Source organism: Endozoicomonas numazuensis, from assembly GCF_000722635.1.
Classification (GTDB): Bacteria; Pseudomonadota; Gammaproteobacteria; order Pseudomonadales; family Endozoicomonadaceae; genus Endozoicomonas_A; species Endozoicomonas_A numazuensis.
Window position 1 is genome coordinate 270,449 of the sequence record NZ_JOKH01000001.1, and the last position, 13,479, is coordinate 283,927.

A 13,479-nucleotide genomic window follows, 5' to 3' on the forward strand; every position below is an offset into this window, starting at 1 on the left:
CTCTCCCCGTCTATACTAAACTCCCGCGAAAGATCATTTCCTGGCCTATAAATTACAAAACAGGATGAAAGCCAGTGATAACTTCAAAAAGTTACACCAATAATTCGAATGAATTGCGATCAGTTAAGTGGTTTACCGTTCTATCACTGATCAGTACTATAATTTGGTCCGACTTCAGTTCTGGAGCAGTGGAAACTATGCTGCTCTCACCCACTATTTCACAAACTTACACCCGACCTGTTTTACCTGTCTTAATCACACTGGCTCTGCTTCCTTTTGATGAGCTTGACTACGATCCAGACGAGTGGGCAGCACCGGAGCTTTTCCGCGATCCCGAACAACAGCTTATTCGGTATATCGAAAAAAACCCGTTACTCAGTTTTGAAGACTTTCTAAAAGCTCTGAAGTTTTTCTTTAACTTATGCTGCTGCCTCATCGAGGGTGACAATGTCAGTAGCGAGCCCCCTCCTGTTCTTGCCAAAATAAGTACCACTCTCTTACCGTTCAATTTTTTATCGACAGGCCAGGGGGCAAATAATGACTCAGATTCCTCATGCTCAGATACTGATGACGATTCCAAAAAAGAAACAGGAAGTAGTATTGACGAAAGTAATACCTGTACTGACTCAGTGCAGGTTTATTGTACCCCCAGAAAGCTCTTTTACCGGTACAGCTATCAGACCCAAGAGTCTCCCCCTTTACCATCAGAACAGTACGCTGCCACAACACAAACAGAAATAAAGGTTCCTATAATATCTAAAACTGAACCAGCCTATTATCTTACCAAAACACACAGGCAACCACACATCACTTTTTATTGCAGAGAAGAAGCAAATAAAGACGATATAGACGATATTGTAAGACTGTTTTGTGCTGGCACATTGTCGCCCAGATCAGATCTTAGCGGTAATGCCGGAATTTATACCATAAAGTTTTATGATCGAAATTTTATCGTTAAAACGATTAACTCTGAAATGGTCAACAAACACGATTTCGAAAAACTCAATCACTACCGCAAATTGCTAAAATTGGAGAAAGACATTCTTAAGCAAATTGAGCATGAGAATATTGTTACATTGATGGGATTTTTCTTTCTACCACACCCTCCCTTCGGGATGACAGCAATGATCTTTCACAACGAAGGTAATGAACTTCAGTGGTATTTAAATCACCAGTTTAATCTTGCTCATTCGCATGCCTTTGTTATTACGGTACAACTGGCCTCAGCCCTGGATTATTTGCACAAAAGGGCATTAATTTATGGAGACTTGAAAGGTCATAACATCCTGCTATCCAATCCAGATTCGGGAAAAATAACACTTATTGATTTTGGGTATTGCGCCACAGCAGAAAAACGCAAGCAACTTAAGTTAGGTTCTTATGGCTCCATAGGCTGGTTTCCTCCTGAATACAAAACAACTGACTCGACAGCCCGGGATTTATATGACTATGGATTAATCCTGTTTCGAGTACTATTTAATACATCACATCAATCTCGATACGATGATTTTGAGACGGCCACTATAAGATCGCCAGCGAAGGTCTGCAGCCTGATCATTCATGAACTTTACGCCCAAAACCCGGATTTTTATGGTATCAGTCAGGATTCGCTGGAAAGCCCTGATGACCCAGAGGCTCTTTTTCTTACCAAGATGTCTCTCATTAAGAGCAAAGATGAGTGTTTGCATCTACTAAGCATCCTTACCACTCAGCCCAAGCCAGAAGAAAGGCTAACAATCCGGCAGGTGGTTGAAATACTGTTAAAATATCAGGAGTATCATCAAGGTGCCTCCCAGCAGTAGTTATGCTCACTAAATCAGCAATATACCCATGACCATTGAATATGTTTGATTTTTCAGTGTTTTTTGGCTCTTTTTGCTGCCATGATTGCCCTCCTATACCCATTGGGTTTCAAGATGCTACCAGGCGACAAGTGAGCGAAGCCCTGTGAGCCTACAACAAGTAGTAGGTGATCAGGGTGAGCGAACGCTGGCAACAACGTAGCATCTTGAAAGGCGATGGGTATACAGGGCCATAATACAGCCAGAAAACTTAACTTGGCGAGCTGTACAGTTTATAGCGGATCACTATACTTGAGACGAGTCCATCACGATGAGATAAATAAGACAAAATACGACTCTGGTCAAAACTCCAGTTATGCCCCAGCTCATTGAACAGATGTATTCGGACACGGCTGTCTTCCTTCTTTTCCACCACCGGTAGAAAACCATAGTCCAGATAAATCTTAATGCCTGTCACACTATACAATTGCTACTGCTTATCTACTGCCATTTCTCTTACTCAAACAGCTGTGGGTTGAAAAGCATCTATAATCTTCTGGTTTATTCCTTAGGCCACAACTCTATGCATACCCTAGCCCGCTGGCTTTTGGCAGCAACAGTCCTCTGCTGTGCCTATGTCAGTGCAGAACCATTATCACCGCTGTACCCGCAGACACGCACCACCTGTTTAGGTACTCAATACTCTGTTCGCCCAGCCTGGGATGGAATCATAGAGAAACTGGTCATCAGCCTGCGTGAGCAGATTCAGCAGGGTCGCCAGAACAATAAACGCATTGTCTATATCAGCCTTCCCCTTGGCGCTCACAATGGCGGTGTCCGGGTCTTTAATGAGTTTCTTGGCACAGCAATGAAGCAGGTGCTTCTGAACAGACATCCTCAGTCAAAACTGGAAATTATTCTTCCCGGCCAGATAGAGACAGAACTTCTTCCTGTGGATGGCGAGCCGCCCAACGGTGGAGAATACCTCTATATGTGGACACAGGTTTTGATGGGAGAAGACTGTCAGGGGGCGATTGACTGGATTTACTACATGGATCATCGTGATGTGGCCTCCCTGCTGAAACTTTCTCCCGATAATCCCCGGAGAGACCTGTCAAACCATCTTGATAAGCTGGCCTCTGACTCCCCTTCTGTTTATGGAAGCATTGCCAGAAACAAGGAAGATAGAGAGGCATTCCTGAATTACTATCTGCATCACTACTCTCCTTACAACAGCAAGGGAATGCGGGACGAATGGAATATGGTGCAGTGGATTTCTGGCTGTTATTCCGACAAACCCAGAATCCGGCAACACATCAATGGCCGTTGGACACGGGACTCACAGCCCCTCCTTTTTTGTGGCTATCAACTGCTTGAGAGCCACTGCAAACCTCACCTTCAAGCGGTTCCTGCCGACTATGATCAGCATGAACTATCTTACTAAGCTCACCTGCACCCGCCCCAGAGTCAGTTCTGCCGACTCGGATCGAGACTTGCTCACTGAAACGGAGAGTAATCGAGGCCGGATCATTCAATCAGCAGCCATTCGCCGACTGCAGCAAAAAACCCAGGTTTACCCTCTGGAGACCAATGCTGCTGTTCGCAGTCGTTTAACTCACTCTCTGGAAGTGCAACAGACCGGCCGCTATCTGGCTCAAACTATTCTGCAGAGACTGTCAGACACCCATCAACTGAAACCCATGGGGCTGAGTGGACAGGAAACCGCTTTTATCAACCTGGTAGAAATGGCCTGTCTGATGCACGACATTGGCAACCCTCCTTTCGGTCATTTTGGCGAAGCCGCCATCAGCCGCTGGATGCAAGATAAGGCCCACCTCTGTCATGAAAAAGCTTTCAAGAACCAGCCAGCCCGCTCATCCCTGCTGGAAACAACCCTGCTGCCTGACCTCTTCACCTACGAAGGGAATGCCCAGGCGCTTAGGATTATTCATCACCTCCAGGATTTAAACCTGACCTACTCCCAAATGGGCGCGCTCATGAAATACACCCGCACGCCCTACGAACCAAGGCCCGACAAAGGTTCACCCGATGCCTATCGCAAGAAAAAGCCGGGGTATTACTTTTCAGAGGCCCATCTGGTCAGTGATATCTGGAATCATCTGGATATTAATGAAGGTTGCCGCTTCCCTCTGGTTTATATCATGGAAGCCGCTGACGACATTTCCTACTGCATAGCCGACCTTGAAGACGCTGTCGACAAAGGGATTCTCTCTTTCCGTGATCTCCGGTTCAGGCTTTATGAAGTCTGGGAAGAGTTTACTGACCATAACAACTATTTGCCCAACATCATGGAATCGGCGATACAAAGAGCCGGTAACAACAAGCAGGAATTTATTGTTCGCCTTCGCACCCGGCTAGTCAGAGACCTGGTGAATTATGCGGCAAAGCGTTATCTGCAACAGCATCAGGCGGTCTTTGACGGTACACTGGATGAGCCTCTGATTGACGGCCAGTCTGATCAGCATCTGGCTCTGGACACACTGAAAACCGTAGCCATCCGCTATGTTTTCACCAGTATGGAGAAAGAAACCCCGGAACTCAGGGGATACTCTGCCCTGATGGGGCTGATGGATATTTTCCAGCCTCTGCTGGAACTGCCTCGAGCAGCATTCGCCAGCATTACAGAAAAAGATTCCAGCAGGCACTTTATTGAGCAGCGCCTTTACCATCGCCTTTCCGGCAAGCATAAACTGGCCTATCACCAGGCACTGCAATCATTGCTCAGCAGTGATTACTCCCGTGAAGAACAGGATGACCTGGAATGGTATTACCGGGCAAGGCTATTGATTGACTATGTCAGCGGTATGACTGACCACTTTGTACTCACTGAGTATCAGAGCCTTTCTGCCATATGACCCGAAATATCGATATTCAGGCTCTCTATGTGACTGCTCCCCGCCCTATCGAGGGTGTCGCAAAACCTACTAATCTATCAAAGTCCACAAAGGTAATAGGGCTATCATTGTCTTTTAATAGTTCTAATAGCTGTTCCACATTATCTACAAGAGATAGCGGCGCTACTCAAAAAAAGCCACTCCGCTGTTCAAGAGTGATCACCTCTGCTGTTGAACGTGAGCCATGGGTAATTGGGCAAATACTGATAAGACTACAGCCCACAAGCTTTTGCAGTTTCTGCCACTAACGATACCGATACAGGCCGACTGGGCACAGCTGAACTACTGAAGACGTATAAACTCCAACAGCAGGTTGTAAGGGGCTTTCTCTTCCTGAAAAGCCCGGACTTTCTGGCATTGTCACTCTATCTCAAGAAGTCCGAACGCATTGAGGCTTTGTTAATGGTGATGACTCTCTGTCTGATGGTCTATGCTGCTATCCAACATCGAATTCGTTACGAGCTGAAAAGACAGGGGCGAACGTTCCCGGACATGAGGCGAGCCCCACGGACAGGCCGTCTTTCTACTGCTTCGAAGATATCGATGTATGGACAATCAGCGGGGTGGAATAGCCTGCCGTTGGCATTCAGAAAGTCCAGAAAACAATAACTCTTATTCTGGGTAAAACATACCAGTCAATTTATTCCTGATTGAGGTGGTCAATGACAGTAAAATCATGCCGTTGGCTGGTACGGGGCTCTTCCTGGTGTGTTGCAGGGCTGTTGTTATCCCTTACATGTCCAATTCATGCTGGTATTGCTGATGGTTTAAGCTCTTATCAGGAGTCTTCCCTGATCTCTCTCTTTCTTGCCGGAGTTATTGCCGAGCCTTGGTTTGTTAAGCCAACAGGCGGCAGAAAACAGAATCCGCCTACATCGCTTCCTCCCTACACCCAAAGTTGCCTGCCAGAGGCTGACCTGATATTGCTTCCACCTGTCGGTCAAAGGAGAACCCCAGGTCATTGTAATCAAAGGCATCCCCTCCCCAAAAAAACATCCATGACCGGTGGGGCCTTTACATTCACAGCCAGCATGTTCTGGTTCCTGTCGAATTTATACGACAGAGTATTTATTCCTGCCGGAGAGCTTGTCGCCGTGAGTGGCTCAGGAGGTGATGGTGATGGTGATGGTGACGACGGCCATTCTCATCAGGAACCATTTGAACCCTATCCCCGGGACGAATGGTTTGTATGGATGCCTTATCCTTCAGTGCAACAGTGCCTGAAACAAAAAATACGACTACTAAAGTGGCTGCGTAAGAAAAGACAGTGGGCACAAGCCATGGGTTATCGTGATCTTGCCCGCATATTGAGCGATAGAATCATGCTCATTGAAAGCGACAAGGACTTCCTCCAACAAAGAGCACTGGATTCGGGTCCGTTATGTCAGACACAACTGTATGAGTGGCTTTTAAGGGACAGTCTGGAAATAGAGCGCTATGAGCAGATCCACGACATAGTCAGCAACCAGACCGGAAGATTGGGCAGGGAGCGGGGGACTGGCAGCAGGGCTTCCGGGGGCTCGTCAGGACAGAACGCTCAAACCGGAGTCACAGCACAGCAAAGCCATGTTGTTTTTCAAGCTGCACCCGTGACTGCCTCAGGACTCAACAGAGACGAAAGAGACGAAAGAGACGAGGATAACCCTCCTCCAGCAAAACAGGCCAGATTAGCACTTGTCAATTCCATCCGCTGTAGTTCCTGCCAGAAAACACTGAATGAACAAGAAGTCTTGCGGGCTCTTCGTGGAAGTAAGGCCATGGCGGTTACCTGTGATAACTGCCTGCCTGATGCCTCGCCAATACCTCCGGAGAATACTGGCAGAAAGAGAGCTCAAGTTAGCCAGTCAGGGCCTGATCCTAAAAAAGGCCAAAAAAGAGCCAGTAAAAGGAAGCAGTATCACGACCAGCCAAAAGGCCCTGTCACCAAAAAAGGCAGGCAGGAAAATCCGGCGTCAGAGGCACAGGATGGTGTCATGAACGTTTCCCAAGAGCTGGGTGAACTGCAGGAAGAACTTACCGGCGAGATAAATGCACAGGAAACAGAGGCGGAAAAACGGCTGTTCAAGCAGCTCAAAAACCAAAAAATTCATATCAAATCGACACTGTATGAACGACTGAACCTGGCAGGTCGAAACCATTTGTCTGAAGCCTGCAACAAGGCCTCTGTCTTTTTTGGCTCCTGTAGCGCCGCCATTAAGGATACCGGCTGCCTGACCAGTATGCTTAAAACTAAAGCGCACCTTCAGGATTTTATTGAGAGAGAAGACTCGGAGCTTAAATACCTTGCAAGCCTGAAGATGCTCAGCACCTTCTCATCCATGAATAATGGCCGGGGCTTGCCCAAAAAAGAAGAGGTGGAAGCGATGCTGGGCTGGACGGACTCCGAAGGCAAGAATTTCTGGCACTTGGATGACCAGTTCAGTCCGGAACTGCTGCACGCCTTCTCGTCCATGAATAATGGCAAAGGCTTCCCAAAAAAAGAAGAGGTGGAAGCGATGCTGGGCTGGACGGACTCCGAAGGCAAGAATTTCTGGTACCTGGATGACCGGTTCAGTGTGGAACTGCTGCGCGCCTTCTCGTCCATGAATCATGGCCGGGGCTTACCCAAAAAAGAGGAGGTGGAAGCGATGCTGGGCTGGACGGACTCCGAGGGCAATAAGATCTGGTACGTGGATGACCAGTTCAATCTGGAACTGCTGCACGCCTTCTCGTCCATGAATAATGGCCGGGGTTTGCCCAAAAAAGAGGACGTGCTAGAGATACTGGGCTGGACGGACTCCGAGGGCGAGAAGCTCTGGTATGAGAATGGCCGGTTCAGTGTGGAACGGCTGCGCGTTTTCTCGTCCATGAATAGTGGCCGGGGCTTTCCCAAAAAAGAGGACGTTCTAGAGATACTGGACTGGACGGACTCCGAGGGCGAGAAGATCTGGTACAAGGATGGCCAGCTCAATCTGAAACTGCTGCGAGTCTTCTCCTCCATGAATAGTTGTCGGGGCTTCCCTAAAAAAGAGGACGTGCTAGAGATATTGAGCTGGACGGACTCCGAAGGCGAGAAGATCTGGTACAAGGATGGCCGGCTCAATCTGGCACTGCTGCGTACCTTCTCCTCCATGAATCATAGCCGGGGCTTGCCCAAAAAAGAGGACGTGCTAGAGATACTGGGCTGGACGGACTCCGAGGGCGAGAAGATCTGGTACAAGGATGACCTGCTCAATCTGACACTACTGCAAGCCTTCTCCTCCATGAATAGTGGCCGGGGCTTCCCCAAAAAAGAGGACGTGCTAGAGATAATGGGCTGGACGGACTCCAAGGGCGAGAAGATCTGGTACAAGGATGGCCAGTTCAGAGTGGAACGGCTGCGCATCTTCTCCTCCATGAATAGTGGCCGGGGCTTACCCAAAAAAGAGGACGTGCTAGAGATACTGGGCTGGACGGACTCCAAGGGCGAGAATCTCTGGTACAAGGATGGCCAGTTCAGTCCGGAACGGCTGCACCTCTTCTCGTCCATGAATAGTGGCCGGGGCTTACCCAAAAAAGAGGCGGTGTTAGAGGTACTGAGATGGTTAGATTGCGAGGAACAACAAGGGACGTCTTCAGTGTTTAGTCTTATGAGCAAACTCCATGCATCGGGAGGGCTGCCCGATATCAAAACGCTGAAGAATAATGAGCATAAATTATCGAATTTATTCTTTCCCCCCTCTGCAGACGGGCTGGAGAGCGATGATGAAGACGCAATGCATAGCCAGATCAAACAGGCAGCCCTTTTTTTGTCGGCCCATAAGCCTGATCAGGTTTTGAGCTTCGAGACGGTAAAGGAGTTTAATGAGCTGGAGAAGGGTAATGCGCTCCAGAAACTGAAAAAACTATTAACACTTTTAACGGCGAATGGAGGGACGACCGTTAGACATTACCTTAAACTGAGTGGTCCTGACAGGCCTTCATTGCTGAAATACAGTGCCTCGCATATGCCATTGCCACTGACACTGAAAGCGATTAATGACTTTCCAGAGAAGGAAAGAGATGCGTACCTGTTTTTTTGCAAAGAACTGAATGCGGCTCCAGACAGGAAACAGTGGAAAGAGATCCACCTGCAGTTAAACAGGCTGGAGAGCGTGTTGGAAAGCCTCGATGCACAAAAGATCTATCTGGAGGTCATCTGGCGCCTTGCACCGCCTGACCGAGCGCACTTTCTGGATGAAACCGTAGCAGAGTCTGTCATAAAAATACTGCCTTACCCGAACGTCCTGAAAATGCTGGCAAGCAAGCATTCGGTTCAGTGGCTGAAAGCACTGCTTGAAGCCTGTTATCGGTATCAGCAGCAAACCCCTTCGAGAGAGGATATTCAGCTTCTTTTCACCGCATTACTTGAGGCGCAACTCCCCCTGAATGAGCCTCGGGACATACCTGATCATTTTATGTTCCAATACAGGGCGTCTGGCGTTTCAGGCACCTTTATTGAAACAGTGCCTCCAGTTCAGACCGCAGAAGAACTTGCACTGCACTTTGTTACCTCATTAATGGATGTTCTCAGCAATATGTTCTATCGCTATGAAGGGAACCGGCTGAGGGTTAAGCAATACGGGGGCGAAATGCATACTCTGCCACGACCGGAACTGGACATACAGGATGCCGGCATTGAAATCCGTAACTGGTCTATTAAGGATTTTCACACCTTTTTAGTCGTAACGGAGTTCCCGGAGCAGTATTACTTGTCCGAAGACTTCTGGCATCAGCACTGTAACCCTGAGCCGCCTCTGCATGCCCAACGTCGTTTAAAAACCTGTGATCAGAGAAAGAAGGAAATGGCACAAGCCACTGACTTCCAGCCGCTTTCAATCCCCGCGCTGCTGGGGTTGCTGGCTCAAAACGTTGCCATAAAACCAGGGGAGTGGAGATCCTATGACTATTACAAAAAAAAATTGCCCAGGGCGGCTCTCGATCAATTACTGAGCCGGGTAGAGCAGGCTTCCCATGAAGAGGTTCCTGAATCACTGAGAGCATATCTTGAGGACAAAACATCTCACTTAGTGAGGACAGTGGAACCGCCCCCCCCAGAAGCAGCCACTGAATTACCGGATGAAAAAGAACAATTAAGACGACTTTGGTCTTATTTATCCAGAAAGGAATACCTGGTGTCCGCAGATATTGACTTGCTGACGGGGTATAAAGAGTACATGTCTATGGAGCAGATTGTCGGCATCCTCAACAGAGTTCATGTTGACGTAGCACATAATCAACTCAATGAGCTGAAACGGTTACTGGATGAGAAGCGAAACCTTCATGCACAGAGAGATCCTTTGCTTCTGGATTTGCCAGGTGAAGTGTTTGAGTACCTTGTAACTGAGTACCTTGTAACTGAGTACCTGAGTAACTGAGAAAATATAAGAGATAATACCTGTTGATATTTCTAACCTTGACTCCCGCTTAATTTCAAAAGAACCATTTTCCAGAACTCCATACCGGAACGACCCTTGTTTTTGTCGGTGGAGGTCATGGTATCGAGTACCTGGAAAACCTGGTTACGCAGCTCAAGGTTTGTCCATATATAGTGTAACGCTTTCAGCAGACGAGGTATGTCGTCCCTTGACTTGGCATCAAAGGTGATGGCAGAGATATCAACCTCGCCCAACTGCATTTTGGGTTGATGGTTTGGCGCATAAATGTGAAAACAGCCTGTTTTGGAAAATCTTCAGGAACTATATGGGGCTACAGGCTACTGTTTTCAAATGGTTGAGGGTTTTCAGACAGGCATTAAGTATTGATCTTTATTACTTTATTTTATTAAAAAATACACTTGCATAAGGTTCACTACAGCCAGTGTCTGACGAGTCACAGATGTCAAAAAAGTCAGCAGGTTCATACCCGAGCCGAAGTTCAATATACGCCTGTCTGACACTACTTTGAGCCGGTGATATTTTTGAGATTAAAGTCACTCGCTCCCCCCTGCTATTCTCTCCCCTACGGAAGGTTGTGAGCCAATAGATATTGCCGTGAGGTGCAGAATAGCCTCCTTCAAGGCGAAACAATACCTGATTCGGATCATAAAGTTCAGGCAATGCAATAGGGTGTTGTTTTAGAGTGTTGATACGCTTTTCAAACGTTTTTTTCGACGGGGTGGTTGACGTAAAAGCAACTCCTGTCATATTCATTTTCTTTTCAAGAGTCGGAAGGTTCGAGCTATCAAGGCTGCGTGCAAACCAGACAGCCCTGCTGCCGGAATAATTAAAAAACTCGTCTGAGTCCTGAGCTCGCTTTATATCACCCGTTATCTGTAGTGCGAAAGGTAGGTCAATGTAAACCGCTGTATTCCACCGAGCATTAATTGCAACATAATCGGTGGCATTATTCATCCACAAATCATCTTTGAGCCAGTAGCCAAAAGGTGTACCGGGTAAAGTTGAGTCAGATGAGGCGCTCTGGTGAAACAGATTGCTATTATTGTACGAAGGCTCCAGTGTATAACCCACCCTATCTGAACAGGTTAACGTATACAGCCTGAACCGGCGGTTTGTTGGTTGTGGATTAGCAAAGTCATGCTTCTGATCATACTTATTGAAATCAGCACCAATCTTGGCAGTCTCATACTCAAAGGCCAGCAAGCTCACTGTATAAAAGCAGCTAATCATTAGCAAACCGTTTTTGATAAGGTTGTTCTTTGTTTTTGTCCATTTACCCATTGTTGTTTATTGCCTGCTATTTTCCTTTAATTTCGTTAGAAAAAAACTTGTTTTCAGTTTTTTTTCCAAACTGGTCCAAGAATACCGCTGCCGTGTGATCGGCAGACTTATCGACCCCATATTGTATGAGCAGTTTTTTGATCTCTTTCGGGGCTTCCCATAGATCCGCTATATGCCAGGGACGAAGTCCAGGGGTGTAATATTGCTTTTTATGAGGCACGGGCGTATTAATCGTGGCATAAGTTGTCTCAAGAACCACTTCAACGGTATCAGAATTCAAACTCTTGATAGCGGCCAACAGTAAATCATTACCTGAGCTATCCCTTTGCATGACTACGGCCTCAGCCTGTTCAAAAGGCATATTTTGCAGCCGATAGGCCAGTGATTTTGAAAAACCATTGAATGCCAGAAAACTTTCGAAATTTTTTCCCTGCTGAGAGAAAGAATCGATTACCACCTGATTCAGCAATGGAAACTCACCTGTCATTGAGCGTAAAAGGTCAGCATCCATTTCATCCATCATATTGGTTTCTATAAAGTTCCCTTTGGAAGGTTTCCTCAATGGGTTTTCTATGACAGATAATGAATCAAAGTGATTAATGAGAGTGTCATTGTCAGCATTACGTTGTAATAAATATTTCCGAACGATGTTTTTTTCTTTTTTGGTTCTGGGTAAGGCGCCGTACAGCTTTGCAAGCTCAAAGCCCACTTCAGGCCATTGCCAGCTTAATAGCGCACTGAGCATTGTATCGTCACCCTGCCCTATGACCATGTTGGGATCCGCTTTGTTTTTAAGGGCTATATCGGTCATCTGAACATTGTAATTGGCCAGAGACATGCGCAGCATGGTTGCTCCGTCACGGTCGGCTGTATTAATTCCGGCACTGTGTGCAAGCCCCCAGAGAGCCAGCTCCGGGAAATTGTTGAATGCTGCAAATGTAAGCAGGTTCCGGCCACGGCTTTCACCAAACCCCGATATTGGCGCATTGGTTAACTCTGACTCGCTGTATGTGGGCTCAGCCAGAACTCTTTCATAGGTAGCTATCAGTATGTTCTCAACGTGATTTTGAGCGGCTAAAGCTTCGCTTGTATCTGGCTGGAAGCTCAGATCATCAGCAAAAGAAACCGATGTAGCCAATAACAGGGCTGATACGAGAGGGAAATTCATAATGACCTCCTTTGAATAACAGATTCATCCTATTTTTAGAAATTTGTATTCCAAAAAAGTTCCATTTCTCATTCGTAATTGAGCGCAGACAATCCGGTATTCAGCCATGGTCTGGAAATACGCAGAAGCATTTCAGTGTCGCGGGTATCATGACAATCAATACAGCCGATGGGATTGACAATTTCATGCCCCATACTGGTCCACTTGCCGGCGCTACTCAAAAAAAGCCACTCCGCTGTTCAAAAATGATCACCTCTGCTGTTGAACGTGAGTCATGACGCTGCTGTTTTGGAGTAAGCAGTAACTTCTGTGCACCTTGACTCAAATGAACTTTTGACTCCAGGGCAGAAGCCGCTCAATATCTTCGACCGACTCAGCCATGGGTTAAACGCCAACAGCAGGTTGAACCTAAATTCAGCAGTTGGCCGCCTTCGCTTCCTGAAAAGCCCGGACTTTCTGGCATTGTCACACTATCTCAAGAAACCCGAATGCATTGAGGCTTTGTTATTGAGGCTTTATTCATGGTGATGACTCTCTGTCTGATGGTCTATGCTGCTATCCAACATTGAATTCGTTACGAGCTGAAGAGACAGGGGCGAACGTTCCCGGACATGAGGCGAGCCCCATGGACAGGCCGTCTTTCTACTGCTTCGAAGATATCGATGTATGGACAATCAGCGGGGTGGAATAGCCTGCCGTTGGCATCCAGAAAGGCCAGAAAGGCCAGAAAGGCCAGAAAGGCCAGAAAGGCCAGAAAGGCCAGAAAGGCCAGAAAGGCCAGAAAGGCCAGAAAGGCCAGAAAACAATAACTCTTATTCTGGGTAAAACATACCAGTCAATTTATTTCTGATTGAGGTGGTCAATGACAGTAAAGTCATGCCGTTGGCTGGTACGGGGCTCTTCCTGGTGTGTTGCAGGGCTGTTGTTATCCCTGACAT

General features: G+C 47.1%; 10 protein-coding genes and 1 pseudogene. 6 read left to right on the plus strand and 5 right to left on the minus strand.

The window, feature by feature from the left end; all coding sequences use genetic code 11:
* The first annotated feature begins 197 nt into the window (after nt 1-197).
* On the plus strand, nt 198-1,802 hold the full coding sequence (locus tag GZ78_RS01145) for a protein kinase domain-containing protein (RefSeq protein ID WP_034832083.1): 1,605 nt from the start codon (nt 198-200) through the stop codon (nt 1,800-1,802).
* 250 nt (nt 1,803-2,052) lie between these two features.
* On the opposite strand, the gene GZ78_RS01150 is transcribed toward GZ78_RS01145, so the two are convergent.
* Complete coding sequence (locus GZ78_RS01150; protein WP_034832086.1) at nt 2,053-2,259, minus strand: hypothetical protein; 207 nt, start codon at nt 2,257-2,259, stop codon at nt 2,053-2,055.
* A 105-nt stretch (nt 2,260-2,364) separates the two neighbouring features.
* Between GZ78_RS01150 and GZ78_RS29260 the strand changes: the two genes are divergently transcribed.
* The 4 genes and pseudogenes from GZ78_RS29260 to GZ78_RS01165 all read left to right on the plus strand — a co-directional run bounded on the left by GZ78_RS29260 (nt 2,365) and on the right by GZ78_RS01165 (nt 10,071).
* Nucleotides 2,365-3,225, plus strand: coding sequence for a hypothetical protein (locus GZ78_RS29260; protein ID WP_034832089.1), 861 nt, complete (start codon nt 2,365-2,367; stop codon nt 3,223-3,225).
* Entirely contained in the window at nt 3,209-4,657 is a 1,449-nt protein-coding gene (gene dgt, locus GZ78_RS01160; RefSeq protein WP_161787277.1) for a dGTPase, read from the plus strand. The genes GZ78_RS29260 and dgt overlap by 17 nt, the downstream gene beginning before the upstream one ends.
* 273 nt (nt 4,658-4,930) lie before the next feature.
* Nucleotides 4,931-5,346: pseudogene (locus tag GZ78_RS30150) on the plus strand (IS1634 family transposase); the annotation flags it as partial.
* A 12-nt stretch (nt 5,347-5,358) separates the two neighbouring features.
* Nucleotides 5,359-10,071 (plus strand): hypothetical protein, encoded by a 4,713-nt coding sequence (locus tag GZ78_RS01165; protein ID WP_034832094.1) that lies wholly within the window; start codon nt 5,359-5,361, stop codon nt 10,069-10,071.
* A gap of 32 nt (nt 10,072-10,103) precedes the next feature.
* On the opposite strand, the gene GZ78_RS01170 is transcribed toward GZ78_RS01165, so the two are convergent.
* The 4 genes from GZ78_RS01170 to GZ78_RS28040 form a co-directional block, all read right to left on the minus strand.
* A complete protein-coding gene (locus GZ78_RS01170; RefSeq protein WP_051785708.1) occupies nt 10,104-10,331 on the minus strand; it encodes a hypothetical protein in 228 nt (75 codons plus the stop codon).
* Between the two features lie 133 nt (nt 10,332-10,464).
* Entirely contained in the window at nt 10,465-11,373 is a 909-nt protein-coding gene (locus GZ78_RS01175) for a hypothetical protein (RefSeq protein ID WP_034832095.1), read from the minus strand.
* A gap of 16 nt (nt 11,374-11,389) precedes the next feature.
* Nucleotides 11,390-12,541, minus strand: a complete 1,152-nt coding sequence (locus GZ78_RS01180; RefSeq protein ID WP_034832098.1) for a hypothetical protein — start codon at nt 12,539-12,541, stop codon at nt 11,390-11,392.
* A 68-nt stretch (nt 12,542-12,609) separates the two neighbouring features.
* Nucleotides 12,610-12,762: an ammonia-forming cytochrome c nitrite reductase subunit c552 gene (locus tag GZ78_RS28040; protein WP_201772631.1), complete on the minus strand. Its 153-nt coding sequence runs from the start codon at nt 12,760-12,762 to the stop codon at nt 12,610-12,612.
* Nucleotides 12,763-13,203: 441 nt separating this feature from the next.
* Here GZ78_RS28040 and GZ78_RS29265 point away from each other — a divergent pair, with 441 nt between their 5' ends.
* Complete coding sequence (locus GZ78_RS29265; protein ID WP_236631458.1) at nt 13,204-13,350, plus strand: hypothetical protein; 147 nt, start codon at nt 13,204-13,206, stop codon at nt 13,348-13,350.
* The last annotated feature ends 129 nt before the right edge of the window (nt 13,351-13,479 follow it).